General features: G+C 45.8%; 25 protein-coding genes, 2 rRNA genes and 1 riboswitch. Of the genes, 25 read left to right on the top strand and 2 right to left on the bottom strand.

Annotation, left to right across the window (positions count from 1 at the left end; translation table 11 throughout):
- From ACU1JV_RS27565 to ACU1JV_RS27555, 3 genes are all read left to right on the top strand, one after another.
- Positions 1-105 (top strand): 23S ribosomal RNA (locus ACU1JV_RS27565); the annotation flags it as partial.
- A gap of 77 nt (positions 106-182) precedes the next feature.
- Positions 183-299: ribosomal RNA gene (gene rrf / locus ACU1JV_RS27560) — 5S ribosomal RNA — on the top strand.
- Between the two features lie 230 nt (positions 300-529).
- The gene (locus ACU1JV_RS27555) at positions 530-949 is read left to right on the top strand and encodes a hypothetical protein (RefSeq protein WP_013368653.1); all 420 of its coding nucleotides are present in this window, start codon (positions 530-532) and stop codon (positions 947-949) included.
- Between the two features lie 357 nt (positions 950-1,306).
- Here ACU1JV_RS27555 and ACU1JV_RS27550 read toward each other — a convergent pair whose 3' ends face one another.
- Positions 1,307-1,834 carry a hypothetical protein gene (locus ACU1JV_RS27550; protein WP_013368654.1) on the bottom strand — a complete coding sequence of 176 codons (528 nt, stop codon included), beginning with the start codon at positions 1,832-1,834 and terminating at the stop codon, positions 1,307-1,309.
- A 399-nt stretch (positions 1,835-2,233) separates the two neighbouring features.
- Here ACU1JV_RS27550 and ACU1JV_RS27545 point away from each other — a divergent pair, with 399 nt between their 5' ends.
- The 10 genes from ACU1JV_RS27545 to rsmI all read left to right on the top strand — a co-directional run bounded on the left by ACU1JV_RS27545 (position 2,234) and on the right by rsmI (position 10,252).
- Positions 2,234-2,419: a sigma factor G inhibitor Gin gene (locus ACU1JV_RS27545; RefSeq protein ID WP_013368656.1), complete on the top strand. Its 186-nt coding sequence runs from the start codon at positions 2,234-2,236 to the stop codon at positions 2,417-2,419.
- 144 nt (positions 2,420-2,563) lie between these two features.
- On the top strand, positions 2,564-4,147 hold the full coding sequence (locus ACU1JV_RS27540; RefSeq protein WP_413987271.1) for an aminotransferase class I/II-fold pyridoxal phosphate-dependent enzyme: 1,584 nt from the start codon (positions 2,564-2,566) through the stop codon (positions 4,145-4,147).
- A 102-nt stretch (positions 4,148-4,249) separates the two neighbouring features.
- The gene (tmk, locus tag ACU1JV_RS27535) at positions 4,250-4,897 is read left to right on the top strand and encodes a dTMP kinase (RefSeq protein ID WP_165083913.1); all 648 of its coding nucleotides are present in this window, start codon (positions 4,250-4,252) and stop codon (positions 4,895-4,897) included.
- A gap of 73 nt (positions 4,898-4,970) precedes the next feature.
- The gene (locus ACU1JV_RS27530) at positions 4,971-5,300 is read left to right on the top strand and encodes a cyclic-di-AMP receptor (protein WP_007427998.1); all 330 of its coding nucleotides are present in this window, start codon (positions 4,971-4,973) and stop codon (positions 5,298-5,300) included.
- A 196-nt stretch (positions 5,301-5,496) separates the two neighbouring features.
- On the top strand, positions 5,497-5,940 hold the full coding sequence (locus ACU1JV_RS27525) for a YaaR family protein (protein ID WP_013368659.1): 444 nt from the start codon (positions 5,497-5,499) through the stop codon (positions 5,938-5,940).
- Between the two features lie 250 nt (positions 5,941-6,190).
- Positions 6,191-7,186, top strand: coding sequence for a DNA polymerase III subunit delta' (holB, locus tag ACU1JV_RS27520; RefSeq protein ID WP_013368661.1), 996 nt, complete (start codon positions 6,191-6,193; stop codon positions 7,184-7,186).
- Between the two features lie 138 nt (positions 7,187-7,324).
- The gene (locus ACU1JV_RS27515) at positions 7,325-8,125 is read left to right on the top strand and encodes a PSP1 domain-containing protein (protein WP_013368662.1); all 801 of its coding nucleotides are present in this window, start codon (positions 7,325-7,327) and stop codon (positions 8,123-8,125) included.
- A gap of 27 nt (positions 8,126-8,152) precedes the next feature.
- Entirely contained in the window at positions 8,153-8,527 is a 375-nt protein-coding gene (gene yabA, locus ACU1JV_RS27510) for a DNA replication initiation control protein YabA (RefSeq protein ID WP_013368663.1), read from the top strand.
- Between the two features lie 88 nt (positions 8,528-8,615).
- Positions 8,616-9,374 carry a tRNA1(Val) (adenine(37)-N6)-methyltransferase gene (locus ACU1JV_RS27505; RefSeq protein WP_025676584.1) on the top strand — a complete coding sequence of 253 codons (759 nt, stop codon included), beginning with the start codon at positions 8,616-8,618 and terminating at the stop codon, positions 9,372-9,374.
- On the top strand, positions 9,371-10,252 hold the full coding sequence (rsmI, locus tag ACU1JV_RS27500) for a 16S rRNA (cytidine(1402)-2'-O)-methyltransferase (protein WP_337684856.1): 882 nt from the start codon (positions 9,371-9,373) through the stop codon (positions 10,250-10,252). The genes ACU1JV_RS27505 and rsmI overlap by 4 nt, the downstream gene beginning before the upstream one ends.
- 124 nt (positions 10,253-10,376) lie before the next feature.
- Here the strand turns inward: rsmI and ACU1JV_RS27495 are convergent, their stop codons facing one another.
- On the bottom strand, positions 10,377-10,631 hold the full coding sequence (locus ACU1JV_RS27495) for an AbrB/MazE/SpoVT family DNA-binding domain-containing protein (protein WP_007428005.1): 255 nt from the start codon (positions 10,629-10,631) through the stop codon (positions 10,377-10,379).
- Between the two features lie 331 nt (positions 10,632-10,962).
- Between ACU1JV_RS27495 and ACU1JV_RS27490 the strand changes: the two genes are divergently transcribed.
- The 12 genes from ACU1JV_RS27490 to glmU all read left to right on the top strand — a co-directional run bounded on the left by ACU1JV_RS27490 (position 10,963) and on the right by glmU (position 22,531).
- Positions 10,963-12,246: an HD domain-containing protein gene (locus ACU1JV_RS27490; RefSeq protein ID WP_025676582.1), complete on the top strand. Its 1,284-nt coding sequence runs from the start codon at positions 10,963-10,965 to the stop codon at positions 12,244-12,246.
- 42 nt (positions 12,247-12,288) lie between these two features.
- Complete coding sequence (locus ACU1JV_RS27485) at positions 12,289-13,059, top strand: TatD family hydrolase (RefSeq protein ID WP_090737502.1); 771 nt, start codon at positions 12,289-12,291, stop codon at positions 13,057-13,059.
- 200 nt (positions 13,060-13,259) lie between these two features.
- A riboswitch (cyclic di-AMP (ydaO/yuaA leader) is annotated at positions 13,260-13,540 on the top strand.
- 271 nt (positions 13,541-13,811) lie between these two features.
- Positions 13,812-14,960, top strand: a complete 1,149-nt coding sequence (locus ACU1JV_RS27480; RefSeq protein WP_413987272.1) for a G5 domain-containing protein — start codon at positions 13,812-13,814, stop codon at positions 14,958-14,960.
- A gap of 145 nt (positions 14,961-15,105) precedes the next feature.
- A complete protein-coding gene (rnmV, locus tag ACU1JV_RS27475; RefSeq protein WP_413987273.1) occupies positions 15,106-15,651 on the top strand; it encodes a ribonuclease M5 in 546 nt (181 codons plus the stop codon).
- A gap of 7 nt (positions 15,652-15,658) precedes the next feature.
- A complete protein-coding gene (gene rsmA, locus ACU1JV_RS27470) occupies positions 15,659-16,543 on the top strand; it encodes a 16S rRNA (adenine(1518)-N(6)/adenine(1519)-N(6))-dimethyltransferase RsmA (RefSeq protein ID WP_413987527.1) in 885 nt (294 codons plus the stop codon).
- 55 nt (positions 16,544-16,598) lie between these two features.
- On the top strand, positions 16,599-17,495 hold the full coding sequence (gene yabG, locus ACU1JV_RS27465; RefSeq protein WP_014599339.1) for a sporulation peptidase YabG: 897 nt from the start codon (positions 16,599-16,601) through the stop codon (positions 17,493-17,495).
- A gap of 195 nt (positions 17,496-17,690) precedes the next feature.
- Positions 17,691-17,972: a biofilm formation stimulator Veg gene (veg, locus tag ACU1JV_RS27460; RefSeq protein ID WP_013308120.1), complete on the top strand. Its 282-nt coding sequence runs from the start codon at positions 17,691-17,693 to the stop codon at positions 17,970-17,972.
- 165 nt (positions 17,973-18,137) lie between these two features.
- The gene (locus tag ACU1JV_RS27455; RefSeq protein WP_007428013.1) at positions 18,138-18,317 is read left to right on the top strand and encodes a small, acid-soluble spore protein, alpha/beta type; all 180 of its coding nucleotides are present in this window, start codon (positions 18,138-18,140) and stop codon (positions 18,315-18,317) included.
- 144 nt (positions 18,318-18,461) lie between these two features.
- Complete coding sequence (gene ispE, locus ACU1JV_RS27450) at positions 18,462-19,316, top strand: 4-(cytidine 5'-diphospho)-2-C-methyl-D-erythritol kinase (RefSeq protein ID WP_025676573.1); 855 nt, start codon at positions 18,462-18,464, stop codon at positions 19,314-19,316.
- Between the two features lie 181 nt (positions 19,317-19,497).
- The gene (purR, locus tag ACU1JV_RS27445; protein WP_413987274.1) at positions 19,498-20,337 is read left to right on the top strand and encodes a pur operon repressor; all 840 of its coding nucleotides are present in this window, start codon (positions 19,498-19,500) and stop codon (positions 20,335-20,337) included.
- A 163-nt stretch (positions 20,338-20,500) separates the two neighbouring features.
- Positions 20,501-20,788 carry a septation regulator SpoVG gene (gene spoVG / locus ACU1JV_RS27440; protein ID WP_007428016.1) on the top strand — a complete coding sequence of 96 codons (288 nt, stop codon included), beginning with the start codon at positions 20,501-20,503 and terminating at the stop codon, positions 20,786-20,788.
- Between the two features lie 345 nt (positions 20,789-21,133).
- Positions 21,134-22,531: a bifunctional UDP-N-acetylglucosamine diphosphorylase/glucosamine-1-phosphate N-acetyltransferase GlmU gene (gene glmU, locus ACU1JV_RS27435; RefSeq protein ID WP_413987275.1), complete on the top strand. Its 1,398-nt coding sequence runs from the start codon at positions 21,134-21,136 to the stop codon at positions 22,529-22,531.
- The last annotated feature ends 41 nt before the right edge of the window (positions 22,532-22,572 follow it).

Raw genomic sequence — 22,572 nt, 5'->3', positions numbered from 1 at the left:
CCCAGTATGTAAGACCCCTTGAAGACGACGAGGTAGATAGGTTGGGGGTGGAAGTGCAGTAATGCATGGAGCTGACCAATACTAATCGGTCGAGGGCTTATCCTAAGATAAGACGCAAGGAAGTTTCGGATCCAGTTTTCAGGGTGTAATCTTGAAGTTAGAATTTGCGAGGCAAATTCATGTTTGGTGGCGATAGCGGAGGGGTTCCACACGTACCCATCCCGAACACGACCGTTAAGTCCTCCAGCGCCGATGGTACTTGGACCGCAGGGTCCTGGGAGAGTAGGACGTTGCCAAGCAACAAGTAGAGAACCATGATCTTACTAAGATTATGGTTTTTTTTGCATATAGATGTAATTTGGAAATATCCTTACAAAAGGAAGGTAACATTTTTGTTACGGAATGTAAGAGCAAACCCTGTATAATATAGGTATTGAATCCCATACACATACGCTGCTATATTGCAGAATTATGCAAACTCCATTATAGGATTTTGTATAGTCAATCAGGCTGGTAAGGAGGGAAGATCATGCGGCGAAATAAATGGCTTGCTCTATTGGTGCTATTCAGTGTCGCTGTCGCGATTCTTACCGGGTGCGTGGAAGAGGAGCCTTCTTGGACATCGTTTGAGGGCGCTGCTAACGAGAAGACGTTTCCGGTTCCCAAAGAAGCTAGTAAAACTGATCGGGCCAGCAGCAATTCGGATATGGACTATGTACGCTATGCACTTCCAGCGTTGAAGGAAAGCGATAGTCTACCTGCTCCTTATCTGGAGGAGATTGCAGCCTGGGGCTGGACTGAGGAACCGAATTTATCTACCTCGAATCAGAAGGTGTTCCAGAAAAATAAACACATGGTGCATTTGTCTGTGCATGATGGTTCTTTTACCGTATTGGTTCCAAAAGACAGAAAAGCTACCGTGAAGAGTAAAAGTGTAGACCTTAATTAAGAGTGCGATTTTCACTTAAGTATGCAACACAAGATGTATTGTGGGGTCATAGTTAACTCATAGTGTATTGGTTGCTGTACGGATAATGATGAATGATAAGATGGGGAAGCACTTGAAACTGCCGTTGTGTAGAGAGTGGCTTCCTTTTATATATTTGTGTATAGATTGATTTACTACTTTAACGACATATATAATGTGGATAAAGTCTATTTAGTGAGAGAATAAAGGGATTATAATTGTTAAATTACAAAAAAGGAGCAACCCGGGTCGGGTTGCTCCTTTTTATTATTCTTAGGCTGAAGCGTTGGAGATACATTAGTTGAAGTTTCGATCTGTACAGATAGGAGGTGAATTGATTTACTGTTGATAGTAGGAGGCTTCTTCATCGGTGAACTTCAACATGCCGTCTTTTCTCTCCCCTGTAAGCCGACTCAAGACGTATAAACGCGGTGCAATGAGCCATAAGTGCCAGAAGAGTAAGGATACGGTAAAGGCTGGTGGAGACCAGAGAATGAATACGGCAGACAAGCAGATACCAATCCAGAGTGTATGTATGTGCACACGACGAAAAATCCTATAGCCTATGTACTGGTCTGTCATATAGCCTAGCCAAGGCAACCTGCGCTGGAATGCCCAGCGTTTGCGGAAGGCTGTCCCACCACCTATATATAGGACAGATCGCGAGATTACGAAGTGTACCCATAAGGTTAGGAAAAAGGCAAGAGCAAACAAAAATACACTAGTCCAGGAAAAGGCAAGAAGCAGAAAGAGAAGCATAATAACAGGCAGTGTGAGGTGACTCCATATCAGCTGACGCGGTATATTGATTTTTTTGATGAGCTTGTAGTGATAGTAGGTAGCTTTGGTTCCGGTTTCCTCTGTCATGCGAACAGTCCTTTCATTAATCTACTGCATCACAAGTGGCTTCCCGTCCACAGCCGGAAAAAGGGACGGTACTTCGCTCATGCCGCTTTAATAAGCATCAATTATTTTTTGTAAGAGTATAGAACGACGACATCTAGCGTTAGCTAACCTATTCTATAATTACAGGAAAAGCTCTCACTGATGAAGTTTACAAAGGCTTCGATGAAAGGGCATCCATACATAGAAGCTTTTCTTATTATATCGGCATATGCGGCTGTTTTTTTAAACATACGGGGTACAAACACCATAATAGCCCAAGGAGAATATATATAGAGTATATCGTCGAACTGGGCTATGAAAAGGTTTAAAATAGTAGAAAGTGACCCATACTAATAGTAAAAGAAACAAGGTGGGATGGATATGCATGATCAAGGTGACCACCGCTGCATCATATGCGGACAACACAAACATGAAGGCATTTTTATCGTTTCCGAGTTTATCTGTGATACGTGTGAAGCGGAAATGGTGCACACGGATGCAACTGACGCCAAATATCATTTTTTTATTGATCAACTAAAGCAAATTTGGGTACAGAAAAATGCATAATATCCTTCGCTAGCTAGTGTTTGAAGGATGGGCATTCCAAGGTCTGTCGATACGGGCCTTTTTTTCTGTGAGTAAAAGTAGGATTCCGCTTGATTTTACGATAAAATAGGGTAGATATAAAGCTTTGTTTGGAAGGATTGCAGAATGATGGGGAAAAAGGCGGTTCATGCACCATTAGTGGAAGCTCTAATACGTTACAGTTCTCAGGGAAATGCTTCTTTCCATGTACCCGGTCATAAAAATGGACAAGTCTATAGGCATGAAGATATGGCGTCTCTGTTGCAAGAGGTGATGTCTATTGATGCGACGGAAATTACCGGACTGGACGATTTGCATCACCCAGAAGACGTAATCCGTGAAGGTCAGGAGCTGGCTGCGAAGTGCTTCGGTGCAGAAGAGAGCTTTTGGCTTATTGGAGGCAGCACAGTCGGTAATTTGGCTATGATTTTGACCGTATGCACGAAGCCAGGAGATGTACTATTGGTACAGCGAAATGTACACAAATCTGTACTGAACGGTCTCATGCTATCAGGGGCCAAGGCCGTATTCCTAGATCCAGAAATAGATACACTAAGCGGGCTGGCGGTTGCTCCATCGACAGACACGATAAAGGCTGCACTCAAGGACTATCCTTCGGCTAAAGGAGTGTTACTTACGTTGCCTAACTATTATGGGATGGGGCATGATCTGACTGCTACAGCTAAAGCTTGTCATGCAGCCGATGTGCCGTTGATGGTAGATGAAGCACATGGTGCTCATTATGGGCTGCATCCTCGTTTGCCAGTCTCTGCTCTTTCCTGTGGGGCTGATGTAGTCGTCCAATCGACACATAAAATGCTTCCAGCTATGACTATGGGCGCCGTGCTACATGTGCAAGGACGGAGAATTCACCGGGAACTGCTCCGTCAGCGGCTGGCTATGGTGCAAAGCTCCAGCCCTTCATATCCATTAATGGCCTCGCTGGATTTGGCAAGATGGTATATTGATGCTTATGGCACGGATGCCTTTACAGAGGGCTTAGCGGCAGCAGACGCTTTTAGAAAGGGCCTGGCGCAGCTCCCACGCTTTCGCTTGGTAGAGCCTACACAGCAGGCAAGTGAAGAGTGTGACGCTCAGAAGGGGATCTCTGAGGCCCTGGAAAGGGCTGAGGAGAGGACAAATGGGTACTCAACTCAGGACCCTTTTAAAATGGTGCTGTATGATACATGGGGTGTACTAGATGGGTTTGGGTTAAAACGTGAGTTGGAGACTTACGGATGTATTCCAGAGATGAGTGACGAGAAACATGTGGTTTTATTGTTTACGTTAGGCTCTATAGCTAGGGATGCGAGTCACCTGTTGCAGGCTCTTGTGCATATAAATAATGATATAAGATTTAAGGGGACGGCTGATGAGCCGGAGTTAGCGGGGAAAGAGCAGCAGAGGCCAGAATTAGATTTTTCCACGTGGAACAATGATGGAGTGAAGGCTTACTCCAGTCCGGTGCAGTTTGGGCTTCAACCGATTAATCCGGATCAGATGGAGATCGTGCCTGTAGAGGAATCAGCTGGTAGGACAGCTGCTGAAATGATTATCCCGTATCCTCCAGGTATCCCACTGCTATATGTAGGGGAAATGATCACAGAAGCGATTGCTCTGCGGATGGTTCGTCTACGTGAGCTGGGAGCTAAATGGCAAGGGGTAGCAGATGAAAGTATGCTTACGATTCGGGTATTCCGTTTACAATAAAGATTAATACTAGAGAATTAACAAATACAGAAGACTGGATAAAAGAAGCATACGTAGCCTGTGGGTGACTTTTATTTTTCAGGCAGGAAAGCAGGGAATAACATGAATCGCAAAGGCATTTTTATTACGCTGGAGGGGGGAGACGGCTCCGGTAAAACAACCATGATCCAACGACTGGCAAAGTATATGGAGGAAGAAGGCCATCCAGTCGTCACGACGAGGGAACCGGGCGGCATCGAGATTTCTGAAAAGATTCGTTCTATCATTCTGGACCCTACTCATACCAGTATGGATGCCCGAACAGAGGCACTTTTATATGCGGCGGCGCGGCGCCAACATTTGGTGGAGAAGGTAAAGCCGGCTATTGAACAAGGAGCTATCGTATTGTGTGACCGTTTTGTGGACAGTAGCCTGGTCTATCAAGGGTTTGCAAGAGGAATCGGAATTGAAGAGGTAGCTTCGATTAATCGCTTTGCGGTAGATGATTGGGAGCCAGATGCCACGTTCTATCTGGATATTGAGCCCGAATTGGGGTTGGCAAGAATTAATGCGTCACGGGGAGAGGAAATGGATCGCCTCGATATGGAGAGCATATCGTTTCATCATAAGGTACGAGAGGCTTATCTGGAGCTGGCTCGCAAATTTCCGGAACGAATTACGATTGTGGACGCATCTCCCGCACCAGAGCAGGTAGAGCAAGTATTGAAGGATTTGCTGAAAAAGCGGTTTATTCAGAATTTTAGCGTATAATTGTCGAAGGATATACGGTAAAATTGAGCTAGGGACAAGGTGTCCCTAGTATGACTTGAAGGAGGAATACAGGATGAAGCTGATTATTGCGATTGTACAGGATAAGGACAGTAATAGATTATCCAGCGGACTGGTGAAGGCTAACTTCCGTGCTACCAAATTGGCCAGTACAGGAGGATTTCTGCGTGCAGGCAATACGACATTTATGATTGGTGTTGATGACAATCAGGTAGACTCGTTGATGAATGTCATTCGCAGCAGTTGCAAGGTACGTGAACAGCTGGTCACACCCGTTACCCCTATGAGTGGGACGACGGACTCCTATCTGCCGTTGCCTGTTGAAGTGCAGGTGGGTGGAGCGACAGTTTTCGTGATGCCTGTAGACCGTTTCGAGCATTTCTGAATCTACACAATAGAACCTATTTTGCCGATATGATAGTGGAAATGCCTGTTTCTCGCTCATGATGGGAATGAGGAGCAGATCCACTAAAACGGCAGCGCTACAGCGCAGCCCCCGGAAAGCCGAAGAGACTCCCGAGTTCTCTATTGAACTGTTCGTTGAGGGAAAAGGGAAGCATCCGGGGAGAAAGCAGGTTTATATGAAAATAAATCCGGGCTACCGCCCTTTACACAGTACATTGTCTACAAATGAAACGAGTGCCAAGCCAATTCAACCGAAAAGCTTCTCCGATGTTATGCAGCAAAATGGGGAGCAGGCTTCGAAGGAGGAATTGAACCGGCGCTTTAAGGAAATTCAAATGCAGGGAGATCGTCTTGCTCGCTCAATGACGATTCGTGAGTTGAAGGCCTATAAGATGCTGGTCAAACGGTTTTTGGAAGATACAGTTCGGCGAGGCGTGTCCATGAAGGACACAAAGGGATGGGATCGTCGGGGACGCAGCAAGCGTTATAAGCTGATTGATGAAGTGGATGAGCTATTGCTCAAAATGGCAGATGAGCTGCTTGATACCGAGCAAGGGAAGATTGAGCTTTTACAAGGAGTCGGTGAGATTAGAGGTTTGTTGATTAATCTTTCATTTTAAAATGCAGTCTTATGTTATAAATGAATACAGATGGGCTGTTGCCACGATGGAATAATCTGCTTGCTGATCATGCTGGCAGATTATTTTTGACTATGTACATGTGGGCAAACGTAGTATGCAAACAGCAGTACAGTTATACTGAAGAACCATGATTTGAGGGTGAGATCATCGGACCAGCAACAAACTCGCCCGGGGAAACAACGATTAGCTGATGGTTCATCGTTGTTTTCAGTGGAGAAAGTGAGGAAATATGTCTTTCCAACATATATTGGGGCAGGATGTAGCCAAAAAAATGCTGCAGAGTGCATTGCGGAATCACACAGTCAGCCATGCTTATGTTTTTAGCGGACCGCAGGGAAGCGGACAGATGAACATGGCACAGACCTTTGCCAAGGCTTTATTCTGTGAGAAACAGACGGATGATGCATGTGGGGAGTGCTTGTCATGCCGCAAGGTAGAGCACGGGAATCACCCGGACTTGCACATTGTAGAGCCTGATGGGGCAACGATTAAAATTGATCAGATTCGTGGGCTTCAACGAATATTTTCATACAAATCTGAAAGCTCCAACCCTAAGGTATATATCATTCGGCAGGCGGATACCATGACAGTGCAAGCTGCTAACAGCCTGCTTAAATTTTTGGAGGAGCCTCAGATTCCTGTGGTCGGTATACTCATTTCTGAAAATGGACAGGCGTTGCTGCCTACGATTCAATCGCGGACACAGCAGGTACCTTTCCACGCTTTACAGCCGGAAATGATGATGCAGGCGTTAATTGGGGAAGGCTATACGGCAGGACTTGTCCGGTCAGTGGTTCATATGGCTTCCGGACTGGAATCATGTAGAGAAATTCTCCAGCAGAATTGGTTTGCAGAAATTAGAAACGTAGTGTTACAATTAGTGAAGGAGTCCATGAGCCGGGGGAGTTCGTCAATTATTCTGGCTCAACAGAAGATTTTTAAAACTGGACTTTCTGATCACCTGGATATTCTGTTTCATCTGTTTCATTTGTGGTTCAAAGATATGCTTCATTTCCGTTACGGAAGGCACGAAAGCATTGTTTTCATAGATCATTTGGAGTCCGTCTCCAAATTGGCAATCACCCGCAGCACGGAACAATGGGTCTCTTATATGGATTTGGCCGCGAATTGCAGGAAGAAGCTCCGTTTTCACGTCAACGGACAATTATGCGTGGAGCAGCTTCTGATTGGGTTGTCCGATACAAGCGGTTCTATCACCGGCTAACAGGAAGGCGCGCTTGTTCCACTCTGCACAATCCGCGACGCCAGGTTCCCGGTTTGTGCGACAGTGAGACTTCAATTGCGGCCATTCGTACAATGTCGGCTACAAATGAGGTTTAGTGGCATACAAGGGGGTTAATTTTTGTATAGTGTAGTGGGTGTCCGTTTCAAGAAGGCGGGCAAGACTTATTATTTTGATCCGCTGGACCTTCCAGTGGAGAAAGAAAACTGCGTCATAGTAGAGACCGCACGCGGGATTGAATATGGCAAGGTTGTGGTGGGCAAAAAAGAAGTAAATGATTCGGATGTTGTCCTACCCTTAAAAAAAGTCATTCGTATTGCCGGAGATGATGACGCTCTTGTTGTAGAAGAGAATAAATTGGCGGCCAAGGATGCATTCGGTACGTGTTTAAATAAAATTAAAGACCATAACCTTAAAATGAAGCTGGTAGATGTGGAATTTACATTTGACCGCAATAAGATCATTTTTTATTTTACGGCTGAGGGTCGAGTTGATTTTCGAGAGCTTGTAAAGGATTTGGCCAGCATTTTTCGTACACGAATTGAGCTGCGGCAGATCGGAGTACGGGATGAGGCTAAAATGCTTGGTGGAATCGGACCTTGCGGACGTATTCTGTGTTGTTCCTCATGGCTGGGGGATTTTGACCCGGTATCTATTAAGATGGCGAAGGATCAGAGCTTGTCGCTGAATCCGACGAAAATTTCCGGGTTGTGCGGAAGATTGATGTGCTGTCTCAAATTTGAACATGATAACTACGAGAGCATGCGAGAAGAGCTACCTCAGGTAGGTAAGATGGTTATCACTTCTCTGGGAGAAGGAAAAGTGGTAGGTGTCAATGCAGGCCATCGTACGGTACATGTTCAACTGTTTGAGATCAGTAAGGTCAAGGAACTTCCAATGGACGATGTAGTCGTCAAGTAAACCATTAGGTTGCTTCGGGGTGGAAACTTGGATAAATTAAATGTTTTTGCGCGTATTCACGAAATGGAAACCCAAATGGGACAGTTGCATAGCGATCTGGGTGAATTGAAACTGGCAGTAAAAGAGCTGCTGGAGGAAAATCAACGACTAACGATTGAAAACGAACAGGTGCGCAAGATGCTCAAACGTGAAACCTCTGGAGAAGAAAAGACGGCAAGCAAGCCGAAACTTCCTCCTCCGATCGTCGTTAAGGATGAAGAGGAAACGGGTGAGGTCGTGGGCGAAGGCTACGACAATCTGGCAAGGCTGTATCATGAAGGATTTCATATATGCAACGTGTATTACGGACATTTGCGAACAGAAGGCGATTGCCTCTTCTGTCTGTCATTTTTGAATAAATAAAAAAAAGCCGTAGGAGCAAGATGCCTACGGCTTTTTTGTAAGGAAGTATGAGTAAAAAGCGATTTAGGTTATAGGATGGGAGAGCATTATGTACGAAAATGAAAAGAAGTCTGAACGAATTGATGATCTGCTTTCACATAATCTGCGTATTATCCAAAGTGATGAAGTGTTCAGCTTTTCGATGGATGCGGTCTTGCTGGCACGGTTTGCAGGTATTCCGCTTCAGCGTGGGAAGATTCTCGATTTGTGTACGGGCAATGGGGTTGTTCCCATACTGTTGACGACACGCACCAAAGCATCTATTGAAGGAATTGAGATTCAACCACGCCTGGCAGATATGGCTAGACGGAGCGTGAGTTTGAATGGATTAGAAGATGCGATTGAGATTCGGGAAGGAGACTTGCGTGAACTGGTTCAAATCACGGGACATGGCGCGTATGATGCAATTACTGTGAATCCTCCCTATATGCCGCTAAATGGTAGCGATATCAAGCTGAACCCTCACCAGGCCATTGCGCGTCATGAAGTGAACTGTACACTGGAAGAAGTCATTCAGGCATGTTCTCGGCTTGTCCGAAATGGGGGGAAAGTATCAATGGTTCACCGCCCACAGCGGCTGGCTGAGATTATATCCTTGATGCGCAGTTATAGCCTGGAACCCAAGCGGATACGTTTTGTTCACCCACGGATTCATATGGAAGCGAATATGGTACTTGTTGAAGCGATGCGTGACGGCAAACCGGAGGTTCGCCTATTACCCCCACTCATTGTATATCAGGAAGATGGGAACTATACTCAGGAAATAAGAGAAATCTATGGAGAAGTAAGTAAGGAGGATTCAGTGTGACAGCAGCTGTACAAAAAAGCTTTAGTAACCGTGAAGAGGAACGGGGAAAGTTATATCTCGTTGCCACACCGATTGGCAATCTGGATGATATGACCTTTAGGGCAATTAACACCCTAAAGTTATGTAATATTATCGCTGCCGAGGATACGCGACAGACACGCAAACTGCTCACACATTTCGACATCACGCCGGAAATGCTCTTCAGTTATCATGAACATAATAAGGCTGCCAGTGGGCCTGAACTGATACGTTATATAATAGAAGGAAAAAATTTGGCACTGGTTAGCGATGCAGGTCTACCGGCCATTTCTGATCCTGGTTCGGATCTGGTCAAGCTGGCACTTGAAGCAGAAATCAGTGTTATTCCTATCCCAGGAGCAAATGCGGCACTATCGGCTTTAATTGCCTCAGGACTGGATACAGAGAGGTTTACCTTCGCTGGTTTTCCTCCAAGGGAAAAAAAGGATCTAGAGAAGTTATTGCAATCATTTCAGGTATCCCATGGCACAATTCTTTTTTATGAATCTCCTCACCGTATTGTAAAGACATTGACGGTATTAAAGGAAACATTAGGATCACGCAAAGTGGTGCTTGCCCGTGAGCTGACCAAGCTGCATGAGGAATGGGTGCGTGGAACGGTGGAGCAGTGTCTTGCGAAATTAGAGGAAAATCCGCCGCTTGGTGAATACTGTCTAATCGTTGAGGGGAAAAACGAAGAGGAAGAAGAACAGGAGCGGCAGGCATGGTGGCAGGACTTATCTTTGGAGTCTCATGTCGCGCATTACGAGTCAGAGGGACTTACTCGCAAGGATGCCATGAAACGTACAGCCACAGACCGTTCAATTTCCAAGAGGGACGTGTACAACGCACTCTTATGAATACGTGTCTAAACAAAAAAGGGCCTTCCAACGGTTGGGTTCAAACCGTGGAAGGCAACAAGGAGTATATATGAAAAAGGTTAGAATTAACAATCTCTGATAAGTCTATTATATACTAAAATTCTCAGTTTGTCACAGGTGTTGGGATTTCAGAAATGCAATCTTGGCAAACAATTTTCCCTTTGAAGTAAATTACGTTCTCAGCATTGCCGCAGAAGATACAAGCAGGCTCGTATTTTTTAAGCATGATGCGCTCGCCATCAACGTAAATTTCCAAAGCGTCTTTCTCTCCGATTCCCAGGGTACGGCGCAATTCGATTGGAATAACAACACGTCCGAGCTCGTCAACTTTTCTTACAATACCAGTGGATTTCATCATAATAAATCAGGCTCCTCTCGCCGTTTAAAATAATATAAGTGTCATGATTCGACAAAATTTTCTCTTTTCTGATATTTACTATACCAACGATTCCCAAAACAGTCAACCTTAAAAAAGTAGTAACAGCCTAATTATGCAAAAGTATTTAGAACAAAGAGCTTTATTCATGTGAATTACCTTATTTTACGGATGATTTGTCTTGTGTGTCGATTTGGAAATGTCGAAAAGTGATAATTCGACAAAATACGACAAACAATGTCGAATAAGGGAGGGAGTTTAGGATTTTATTGTATTTTAATCCATTATTCCGAATATTAAAGGAGCTGATATCTTGCACCAGCCACTCAGTGAAGAAAAAGTTTTTAAGGACCCGGTACATAATTACATCCATGTTCAGGATACTGTGATATGGCGATTGATTAATACGCCGGAGTTCCAACGGTTACGACGCATTCGGCAGTTAGGCACATCTTATCTTACGTTTCATGGAGCGGAGCATAGCCGGTTTTCACATTCACTGGGCGTATATGAGATTACGAGACGTATTATTTCTCAATTTGAACGTGGAGATTTTCCCGACTGGCCCAAGGAAGAAAGACTGATTGCTCTGTGTGCCGCTTTGTTGCACGATGTGGGGCATGGTCCATTTTCTCATTCAATTGAAGAAGCCTTTCATATGAACCATGAGGATTGGACATGCCGCATTGTACTGGGGGACACGAAGATCAACGCTGTGCTACGGCAAGTTGATGAGATGCTGCCCCACAAGGTCGCGGCGGTTATAGCCAAAACGTATGATAAGCCGATTGTTGTCAACTTGGTAACAAGCCCGCTGGATGCTGACCGTATGGATTATTTGTTGCGGGATGCTCATTCAACAGGTGTTAACTACGGAACAATTGATTTGGATCGTATTTTACGTTTGCTGCGCCCTCACAATGGGAGAATTGTCGTAAAAGAGTCGGGTATGCATGCAGTAGAGGATTATCTAATGTCACGCTACCAGATGTACTGGCAAATTTATTTCCATCCTGTAACACGCAGCTCAGAAATCCTGTTACGTAAAATTTTCAAGAGAGCTAAGGAATTGTTCAAAAACGGATATGAGTTTGGTTTTCTGTTGGATCCGCTGCCCGATCTATTAAAAGGAGAGCTAACAGTGGAGCAGTATTTGATGCTGGATGAGTCTTTGATTCAGACGGTATTTAGCCAATGGAAACGAGAAAAGGACGAAATTTTAAGTGATTTGAGCAGCCGTTTTATGGATCGTAGATTGTATAAATATGTAGAGATTGAAAATATGGATACAGATACCGTTGACCATATTCGAGAGGCTTTGGAAAAGGCTGGCTTGCATCCTGAATATGATCTTGAAATTGATTTTCCGACAGATCTTCCTTATGATGTGTTTCGGCAGGGCGGTTCAACGGACAACCAGATTTTACTGCTTGGACGTCAGGGCGAGGTGCGGGAAATATCCGAAGTTTCAGAAATTGTACGCTCAATAAGTGGCATTCACCGAGGAAAATATCACATGTATTTTCCCCAGAATAAATTGAACGGGGTAAAAGAAAGGCTTCCTGCCGAAATAAGGAATTATTTTGTCAAACAATAGACAAATATATAGAAATGTAAGTAAGAAAAGGAGATGAAAACCTTGGATTTATTCGACACTCATACTCACCTAGATGCGCCACAATTTGACGAAGACCGTGAAGAAGTTATAGCACGTGCTGTCGAATCAGGAGTAACACGGATGATCAATATCGGATTTAATCGTGAGACCATTCCATCCACCATGAAGCTGGCTGAGACGTATGATTTTATTTATGCAGCCGTTGGATGGCATCCGCAGGATGCCATTACAATGCAGGAGGGTGATTTAGAATGGATTGCATCGTTATGCAGTCATAAAAAGGTTGTAGCGATCGGAGAGATCGGTCTGGATTATTATTGGGATACATCACCAAAGGATGTGCAGCAGCGGGTACTTCGAAATCAAATTGGCCTGGCACGTGAGCTCAACATGCCAATTGTTATCCATAACCGGGATGCACATGAAGATATTGTGAGGATTTTACGTGAGGAAAAGGCGGGCGAGATTGGCGGAGTCATGCACTCCTTTTCTGGGAGTTGGGAGACAGCTAAAATGGTGCTGGATATGGGTTTCCACCTTTCCTTCGGCGGGCCCATAACGTTCAAAAATGCCAAGCAGCCAAAAGAGGTGCTGGCCCAGGTACCGTTGGACCGTCTGCTTATTGAAACGGACGCGCCTTACTTGACGCCTCATCCGTTTCGTGGGAAGCGAAATGAGTCGGCACATGTGAGATTGGTGGCAGAGGCAGCTGCCCAAATTAAGGGAATTACGGTGGAGGAATTGGTATCCATTACGACCCAAAATGCCTTGGAACGATTTGACATTCAGTGAAAAAGCGAAGAAATCAATCAAAATAAAGAGATAGACGGAGCTAATTATGATTTTGTTGCAGGAAACTCAAGAATATTACAATTTTTTAACCGAATATTTTGAAAAATGTACTTGAAACCTGCTTTACAACATGCATGGAAACAGGATATCATCTTTTCAGTGAATTGTTGTTGAGTGTAAACATCAACAAATCATTTCATGAACCAGTCTCGCTGAGTCCCTTTTACAGGGAACGGGGGAACCGATATGGCTTACAGTACGTCCGGCGTATGTGCAAGAGATATTATCTCTTCAGTAGCCGGCTCGACCGAAATTCATTTCCTGGATGGGATTGAACAGGTAGAGAAGCCGTATTTCGATTTCTTTCTGGGTCTTCGGGGTGAATGTGAAGGCGACCGCCATGAGCGGTTGACCTAAGCTAGGGCGACTCTCTACGTCCGAACCCGACAGCTAACCCCGTAAGCGTAACAAGAGAGAAGCCATCTCGTGCATGAGTTTTCCCGCATATTCACACATGTCGGAAGCCACGAAAGAGCTCTCTAGTCTCTTTCTTTGGCTTTTTTTGTTGTGAATAAAAGAAAATCTGTCATCATACTGTGGTTAAACAGGGGAGGACAGCATGCCGCGAAGACGGGTACATGGTGCAGGACAGTCGCAGTACGGGCTTGTCTTGTAGAAAATCTGTTATAGTCACGTCAACGATCAACTATGTCTTACTCCAGACGGCGGGCTATGTAAGGAGGACGGAGGAAATGGGCATTTTCCGAAAAGAGGAGACCCATGAGTCACGCTCATCCAGCATGTCTTACGTATTACGTTGGAAGCAAGAGAATGTGCGCCAGGCTGCTTTGGTTGCTATTTTTCTAATCACACTAACGATTATGATTTCAATTCTGATGTACACGCAATCTAAAAAACAAGTCTTTTTTGTCATCGATGGTAAGGCATCTGCGGTAGAAACCCGGGAATCCAAGCTCCAAGATTTGCTCAATGAGCATTCTATTTCACTTCAGCCGCATGATACAATTTCCATGCCGCTAAACGGGGCAGTACAGGATGGGGATCGCGTAGTCATTAAACGTGCCAATCAGGTTAAAGTATCCTCAGGCAATGAGACGAAAAAGCTGTACACAACAGAAAATACAGTAGAGGGTGCCATTCGCACTTCGGGCTATAAATTATCATCAACGGATAAAGTTTACCCTGCGTTGGATGCCTCTGTTTCAGCTAACATGGACATAAAAATCGTCCGTGTAAAGAAACAGCAGGTCGAACAGAAAAAACAAGTGCCTTATGAGGTCATCAAAACGGCAGATCCAAGTCTCTATAAAGGCGATAATCGAGTCATTCAAAGTGGCAAATCGGGTGTGGTAGTCCAGCATGTTCAAAAGGTATACCATGATGGAAAATTGGTGTCCAAACAGCTGGTCAACAAGGAAGTCGCACAAAATCGTGTGGATAAGGTAATTGCGGTAGGGACGAAGAAAAAACCGGTCGTTCTAGCTGCTTCCATCGGCCCTAAAGATGCGGTTAAGGCTACAAAGGTTAGTTCGGGCAGTGCTGTCCGTAAAGCAGGTATTAATTTTAATTATAAAAAAGTTTTACAAAATGTCTCCATGACGGCGTACTCTGCCCAGGAGCCAGGTATTGGTACACGTACCGCCTCCGGCACGCGTGTCACGGAAGGACGCACCATCGCTGTCGATCCGAATGTAATTCCCATCGGCTGGTGGGTGTATATTGAAGGGGTAGGCTTCCGCCGTGCGGAGGATACCGGTGGCGCGATTAAAGGCCACAAAATCGATGTGTATTATGAGAGTTTAAGCCGGGCTAACCAATTTGGTCGTAAGCACGGTAAAACCGTATATGTTATCGGACCTGTAAAGCCGGAAATCAACTAAAACAGGTTGTGTATGTTGAGGACAATACGATAGTATTAACAACATAGTTATGCCATGCTAAGAAGAGGATATCCTCTTCTTATTTTGTTTTCAAAATCAGGGAAAGATAATATATGTTGCTGTGTAGCAGTGGAGGGAAACGAAGATGATCAAGGAAGTGATCGTGGTGGAAGGCAGGGATGATACGGTAGCCATTCGCCGTGCTGTCGAAGCAGATACGATAGAAACTGGCGGTTCAGCCATTAATAAAATGACGCTGCGGAAAATTGCATTGGCGCAGGAACGGCGGGGGGTCATTATTTTAACTGATCCCGATCATGCAGGGGAGCGTATCCGTAAAATCATCGCCTCCAAGGTCCCCGGCTGCAAGCAGGCTTTTATACCTGAGGCAGAGGCGACACGCAAAGGGGATATTGGCGTGGAGAATGCCTCCCCGGAAGCCATCAGACACGCTCTCGCGCGGGTACATACGACAGTGGAAGACGCCGAACCGCTGATTGAAATGGCGGACCTGATTGACGCTGGACTTATTACCCACCCCAATGCTGCTGCACGCCGTATGGCCTTGGGGAATGTACTGGGTATTGGCTATTGTAACGGAAAGCAGCTACATAAGCGGCTCTCTGTATTTCAGATCAGTCGTGAGGAATTTGCCAGTGCGCTGGCACAAATCGAAAGTGAAGGATTGTGATATCCGTATGACAGGGATTCAAGATATAGCAACACCGCGGCGTACGAAGGAAATTATTCAAAGGCACGGTTTTTCGTTCAAAAAGAGTCTGGGACAAAACTTTCTGATTGATCAAAATATTCTGAGCAAGATCGTAAATGCTGCCGGATTGGATGATACAAAGGGCGCGCTTGAGATCGGTCCGGGCATTGGAGCTTTGACCGAGAAGTTGGCGCAATCCGCTAAGGCAGTTACCGCTGTTGAGATTGACCAGCGGCTGTTGCCCATTCTTGAAGAAGTGCTGGCCCCTTACGAGCATGTAAAGGTTCGCCATGGAGACGTGTTAAAGCTGGATTTGCGTGAAGTGTTTGCAGTCGATTTTGCAGACGTGAGCAAAGTGAGTGTCGTCGCTAATCTGCCGTATTACGTCACCACACCGATTCTAATGCGTCTACTGGAGGACAAGCTTCCTTTGGAGAATATCGTCGTTATGATTCAAAAGGAGGTGGCTGAGCGCATGGCAGCGTCTCCTGGTACAAAGGATTACGGCAGCTTAAGCATAGCCGTGCAATATTACAGTGAGCCTGAGTTAGTCTGTACGGTGCCGAATACAGTATTTATTCCTCAGCCGAATGTTGATTCGGCAGTTATTCGGCTGCGTGTACGAGAAGTTCCTCCAGTGGAAGTGGTGGACGAGAAGCACTTTTTTGAAGTGGTTCATGCCGCTTTTGCCCAACGCCGTAAAACCATTTCAAATAACCTAAAAAGCCGCTTCTTCACCAAAGAGAACAGGGACACGCTGGAGCCGTTGTTGCAACAAGCTGATATTGAGCCCTCCCGTCGAGGGGAAACGCTGAGTATCGAGGAATTTGCGCGTCTGAGCGCCGTGCTGTTGGAGGCCGGTATATCCTAAGTTGGAACCAAACTGTGCATTCACCCATACGATATAGGAGGGGTGATACAGTGTGATGAGTTTAGGAGACTTGGTCGTTCGGAAATCGTACGGCGGTGATGTCACGTTTCGCGTTGAAGACATCCAGCGGGATAAAGCGATCATTAAGGGGACGGAATTTCGGCTGCTGGCCGATTCCCCGGTGAACGATCTGGTCAGAGTGCCTGCAGACCAGATTAGCGGTAAGACTCAACAGGCCCACATTAAGGCCGGGGAGTCTCTTAATCTTTTGCAACGGGCACGCCAGCAGCAAGCTGCCCGTAGCCAGGCGGCTCTGATTGGGGAGTGGAGTGATCCGGTGGAGTCGACGTATTTTGAAATGCCAGGAAAGGTTCTTCATCTGGATGGAGATCCCGGCTATTTAAGAAAATGCCTCAGTCTATATGAACAGCTCCGTGTTCCCGCTGAGGGACATCACGTTCACGAATCGGCAATGGCGGATACGTTATATCGACTGCTTCCCCGCATTCGTCCTGATATTGTAGTCATCACCGGACATGATGGTGTGCTGAAGCAGCCGCAACCTTACGATTTGTACAGCTTGAAAAGCTACAAGAATTCGCAAAATTTTGTGGCAGCGATTCAGGTTGCCAGACAATATGAGCGTCATCTGGATTCACTGACAATTGTAGCGGGGGCGTGCCAGTCCCATTTTGAGGCGCTGCTACGTGCGGGAGCCAATTTTGCCAGCTCCCCAGGGCGTATCCTGATTCACGCTCTGGACCCCGTTTACGTGGCTGCCAAGGCCGCATTTACTTCAATCCGTGATACAGTCAATATGGGAGACTTATTTCATCAGACCATCAGTGGCAGCCGCGGAGTGGGTGGAATTGAAACAAGGGGAAGCTACCGCATCGGTTTGCCGAAGCTTGAAAATTTGTCAACGCTTAAAGTAACGCCTTCAGCGATCTGAGATTCAAATGTGCCTGGGTATATCTGAACAAAAGCCTCTTTTTAGAGGCTTTTTGTCATTTTTTATGCATATTATTCCTGTTCGCAAAAAATTAAATTGACAACTTATTTTTCGTGTTGTTATAATATTTAGCTTGATTTGACAATCCCTCTAAAATTCGTTATAATGGACAAGGAAAGAGGTGGTCGTTAGGCAATGGCTAAAAATACGCTGTTGGAAATCAAACGCAGTCTCGACGCACATGTAGGGCAAAAAATTTTGCTGCGGGCTAACGGCGGACGCCGTAAGACCGTCGAACGAACTGGTGTCTTGGAAGAAACGTACCCTTCTGTTTTTATTGTCAAGCTGGATCAGGAGCAGCAGACGTTTAAACGTGTCTCCTACAGCTATGCTGACATTCTTACCGAGTCGGTGGAGGTCAGTGTATATGATCCCGACTCCCACACAAGTGTAGTCGAATATTTCGAAACACCTTAATTCTTTTTTACGTGATTTATACCAGCTTTGCAGGTTTAACGGCGACCTCGTCATTTTTAATGGCGGGGTCGTTTTGTATTTACAGAGCAGGATGAAGCATGATATCTCTGCACATACTAAGGCGGGAATGATCTTCCTTATTCCATTGCCGAAGGAGGCGTATGCATGAGCCGAAGAAGACGGAGTGTTATGTCGGAAGAGCTGAAGTATGAACTGGCCAAAGATCTTGGGTTTTACGACACGGTTAAGGAAGAAGGCTGGGGAGGTATTAAAGCCAAGGATGCGGGCAATATGGTCAAGCGGGCCATTCAGCTTGCAGAGCAGGCGGCTTCTCGCAAATCGTAGCCATCGGTGGTGCTGATAAAAAGCGGGGATATCCGGGGTCATACCGGGGCATCTCCGCTTTTTTGAACCTCATGACTTGACAGGCTGAGTCTGATATAATATGTTAAGCTGTCTTGAGGGAAAAGTTGAAGGTGGGTGAACGCCTTGAAAATATATGAAAAAGCACCGGCGAAAATTAATTTAATGCTTGATGTTCTACGTAAGCGGGACGATGGTTATCACGAGGTCGAAATGATTATGACTATGGTCGATCTATCCGACCGATTGACGATGTCCGAGTTACCGCGTGATACCATTATTATTTCAAGCCAAGCCGGGTACATACCGTTAGATGAAAAGAACTTGGCTTTTCAGGCTGCGCGTCTGATCAAAGAACGTTATAACGTGTCTACAGGCGTCCATATCCATCTGGATAAGCATATCCCGGTGGCTGCAGGATTAGCAGGCGGAAGCAGCGATGCTGCCGCAGCATTGCGTGGGCTGAACAAGCTGTGGAAACTTGGTATCTCGGATGCGGAATTAAGGGTACTGGGTGCTGAATTGGGTTCAGACGTACCTTTCTGTATTACAGGGGGCACAGCTTTAGCGAGCGGACGTGGAGAACTGCTTAAACCACTGCCGAATCCGCCACAATGCTGGGTGATCCTCGCCAAGCCGCCGATTAATGTATCGACAGCTGAAGTGTATGGTCGTGTCAAAGCGGATCAGATTACGCACCACCCGTCTGCCCGGCAGATGGAGCAGGCGATTCGTAATGCTTCTTTTACCGATGTATGCAATGCCCTGGGGAATGTACTGGAGGATGTGACATTAAAGCTGTATCCAGAAGTGGAGCATCTTAAAAACTCCATGATCCGTTTAGGAGCTGATGGGGTGCTGATGTCAGGTAGCGGACCTACAGTGTTCGGACTGGTATCGAAGGAAGCCAAAGTGCCACGGATCTATAACGGACTAAGAGGCTTTTGCAAAGATGTTTACGCAGTACGACTTTTGACCTGATTTTAGATATTTTTTTCATATTATAGTGGCAATTGTTGTACAAATACGTACGAAGATGATATATTTACTATTAAATATTCGGATTTTACTACATCACTTACATTCCGCCAGCAACCGGCCAGTCCGCCGGTGCTTTATTGTACGAAGCGGGCGGCAGGAGAATAGATCGCGAGGAATTGTTGTGAAAAAACTTAAAAGAAGCTCACGATTGGTGGAAATGACGCAATTTTTATTGTCACGGCCGCATACATTGGTGCCTCTTACTCATTTTGCAGATCGATACGGGGCAGCTAAGTCGTCGATAAGCGAGGATCTGGCTATTATCAAAGAAGTATTTGAGGACGAGGGTACTGGCGAGCTTCTGACACTGGCGGGAGCGGCAGGGGGCGTCAAGCTGATCCCTAGGCTCTCCAAGCAACATGCGCTTGCGTTTGCGAACGACTTGTGCGCGCAGCTGGAGCAGCCTGATCGCATATTACCGGGAGGGTACCTGTATCTGTCCGATTTGCTGGGCCAACCAGCGATGATGAACGAAGCGGGTAAAATATTTGCGACCGCTTTTGCCGATCGTCAGATTGATGTGGTTATGACCGTGGAGACGAAGGGCATTCCGCTCGCATATGCAACCGGAGCACAGCTTAATTTGCCAGTCGTGCTTGTACGGCGGGACCATCAGGTGACAGAAGGCTCAGCTGTAAGTATTAATTATGTTTCTGGATCACAAAAGAGCCTTCATACGATGTCTTTATCCAGACGTGCAATGCGTGAGAAATCGCGTGTGCTCATTGTAGATGACTTTATGAAGGCTGGCGGCACGATACAAGGAATGGTCGACTTGTTAGCAGAGTTTGATGCTGAGGTAGCTGGTGTCGGTGTGCTGGTAGAGTCGGGCGAGGTGGAGAATGAAGAGCGCCTGTTGCACGATTATATTTCAATGGCAAATCTGACTGCAGTCGATTCTCGAAGCAAGCAAATAACAGTCAAGCTAGGGAATTATTTTGATGAGTTAACGGGGCAGTAAATTGTCACAATTCATCATAAAATACCTAAATATGTCGAAAAGAAATCTTTTCAAAAAAATTACCTGAATTTAGGATACGAATTGTCCAAAAAAAGAAGGAATTCGAAATGCTGTGTGGAATGTATACACCAAGTCCTATTTGGAAAAAGGTGGTGAAACACACATGCAGATTACGGATGTTAGACTCCGCCGAGTGAACTCAGAAGGAAGAATGAAGGCGATTGCATCCATTACAATTGATAACGAGTTTGTTGTCCATGACATCCGAGTTATCGACGGTAATAACGGGATGTTCGTAGCTATGCCAAGCAAACGAACCCCTGACGGAGAGTTTCGCGATATCGCTCACCCGATATCTTCAGGAACCCGTGAAAAGATTCAAGCTGCTGTATTGACTGAGTACGAACGTGCAGCTGTTGATGAAGAAGTTGCTATTGAAGAAGGCGCTTAATTCGCCTAAAGCAGGATTGGGGTACAAAAGAAAAAGAGAGCCACTAACTGTGGCTCTCTTTTCTTTTTGTCTGGAATGAGATATATTCTTTAGTGAGTTAACAGTCAGTTTTAAGGCAACTTGGAGCCATCCGGGCTGCCGAAGCGGCTTTTTCATAAGACAGGGACTAGGCAGCGATGCGTCCCGGGGATGAACGTCCAGCACAAGCTGGCCTGAAAAAATAGCCATTAACCAAAGGTTCGCCGTTATTTTTCAGGAGGATTGTGAAAAGTTAAGCAAAATCTGATCTGGGAATTAACGTTTTAGCCAAGGGGTAACTGTTATTTTCAGGATAGGAGGTTGGACTTGTTGGAAAGGTTGGCAGTCATTCTTGCCGCAGGGCAGGGAAAACGTATGAAATCCAAATTATATAAAGTTCTGCATCCGGTGTGCGGAAAACCGATGGTCGGACATGTACTCGACACGGTTCGTGAAATCGGTGTGTCCCGAAGTGTAGTCGTCGTGGGTCACGGAGCAGAGGCGGTACAGTCTTATTTGGGACCGTCGGCAGAATATGCGCTTCAGGCAGAGCAGCTGGGAACGGGTCATGCTGTCAAGCAAGCCAAGGACCTGCTCGGCCAGGAACAAGGCACCACAATTGTCATTTGTGGAGATACTCCGTTGATCACAGCGGAAACGCTGGAAGGTTTGGTGCAACTACACGAAAGCCGCGGAGCGGCTGCAACAATTCTGACCGCTGAGTTGGACAACCCGAAAGGATATGGACGAGTTATCCGTGATACTTCCGGGGCCGTGCTTAAGATCGTGGAACAGAAGGATTGTTCACCTGAGGAAGATGCTGTCCGTGAGATTAACACAGGCACGTATTGCTTTGACAATGCCAAGTTATTTGCAGCGCTGGACAAGGTAACGAACACCAATGCACAGCAGGAATACTACCTGACCGATGTCATTGGTATTTTGCATGGCGAAGGTGAGCAGGTTGAGGCGTATTTGACCAATGACATGTCGGAATCTATCGGTGTAAACGACAGAGTTGCTTTGTCGGTTGCTGAAGGCTATATGCGCGAGCGTATCGTTCGCAAACATATGCTGAATGGTGTCACCGTCATTGATCCGTCTTCTACCTACATCGGGAGCGATGTTGTCATTGGTTCCGATACAGTGTTGTACCCAAATACATGGCTGCATGGTCAAACACAAATCGGAGAAGATTGTGTGATTGGCCCGCAGGCAGAGATCCAGAATACGGTTATCCATTCAGGAGCGATAGTGAAACATTCGGTGTTGAACGAAGCGGAAGTGGGAAGCAGTACATCTGTAGGGCCGTTTGCTTATCTGCGTCCAGGCGCGAAGCTTGGCGAACATGTGAAGATTGGTGATTTTGTAGAGGTGAAAAATGCGACTATTGGAGATCATTCCAAGGTGTCTCATTTGAGCTATGTCGGTGATGCCAAGGTGGGTACAAACGTAAATATTGGCTGCGGGGCAATAACGGTCAATTATGATGGATATAATAAATCCATTACAGAAATTGAAGATGATGCCTTTGTTGGCAGCAATGTGAATCTGATTGCCCCAATTAAGATTGGAAAAGGTGCCTATGTTGTCGCAGGCTCCACTGTAACACATGCTGTCCCTGATAACGATCTGGCCATTGCCAGACCACGTCAAGAGAACAAAGCCGGATATGCGGACAAAATCCGCGCGCGTGCCAAAGCAAAGAAAAAAAGATCGGAATGACCTTAATCAGCAAGCTGTTGAATCTGTAATGAATGAACCAG

The organism is Paenibacillus sp. T2-29 (assembly GCF_052921365.1).
Note: the sequence above shows the minus strand (reverse complement) of the source record. Positions and strands in the feature narration are given on the sequence as shown.

Bases quoted from the DNA above. Each gene is read 5' to 3' on its own strand.
- yabG (WP_014599339.1), top strand. From the start codon at position 16,599: ATGAGTTTAGGAGACTTGGTCGTTCGGAAATCGTACGGCGGTGATGTC.
- veg (WP_013308120.1), top strand. From the start codon at position 17,691: ATGGCTAAAAATACGCTGTTGGAAATCAAACGCAGTCTCGACGCACAT.
- spoVG (WP_007428016.1), top strand. From the start codon at position 20,501: ATGCAGATTACGGATGTTAGACTCCGCCGAGTGAACTCAGAAGGAAGA.
- ACU1JV_RS27550 (WP_013368654.1), bottom strand. From the start codon at position 1,834: ATGACAGAGGAAACCGGAACCAAAGCTACCTACTATCACTACAAGCTC.
- ACU1JV_RS27455 (WP_007428013.1), top strand. From the start codon at position 18,138: ATGAGCCGAAGAAGACGGAGTGTTATGTCGGAAGAGCTGAAGTATGAA.
- holB (WP_013368661.1), top strand. From the start codon at position 6,191: ATGTCTTTCCAACATATATTGGGGCAGGATGTAGCCAAAAAAATGCTG.
- ACU1JV_RS27495 (WP_007428005.1), bottom strand. From the start codon at position 10,631: ATGATGAAATCCACTGGTATTGTAAGAAAAGTTGACGAGCTCGGACGT.
- rnmV (WP_413987273.1), top strand. From the start codon at position 15,106: ATGATCAAGGAAGTGATCGTGGTGGAAGGCAGGGATGATACGGTAGCC.
- ACU1JV_RS27480 (WP_413987272.1), top strand. From the start codon at position 13,812: ATGGGCATTTTCCGAAAAGAGGAGACCCATGAGTCACGCTCATCCAGC.
- ACU1JV_RS27540 (WP_413987271.1), top strand. From the start codon at position 2,564: ATGATGGGGAAAAAGGCGGTTCATGCACCATTAGTGGAAGCTCTAATA.
- ACU1JV_RS27555 (WP_013368653.1), top strand. From the start codon at position 530: ATGCGGCGAAATAAATGGCTTGCTCTATTGGTGCTATTCAGTGTCGCT.
- ACU1JV_RS27505 (WP_025676584.1), top strand. From the start codon at position 8,616: ATGTACGAAAATGAAAAGAAGTCTGAACGAATTGATGATCTGCTTTCA.
- ACU1JV_RS27545 (WP_013368656.1), top strand. From the start codon at position 2,234: ATGCATGATCAAGGTGACCACCGCTGCATCATATGCGGACAACACAAA.
- rsmA (WP_413987527.1), top strand. From the start codon at position 15,659: ATGACAGGGATTCAAGATATAGCAACACCGCGGCGTACGAAGGAAATT.
- ACU1JV_RS27530 (WP_007427998.1), top strand. From the start codon at position 4,971: ATGAAGCTGATTATTGCGATTGTACAGGATAAGGACAGTAATAGATTA.
- tmk (WP_165083913.1), top strand. From the start codon at position 4,250: ATGAATCGCAAAGGCATTTTTATTACGCTGGAGGGGGGAGACGGCTCC.
- ACU1JV_RS27525 (WP_013368659.1), top strand. From the start codon at position 5,497: ATGAAAATAAATCCGGGCTACCGCCCTTTACACAGTACATTGTCTACA.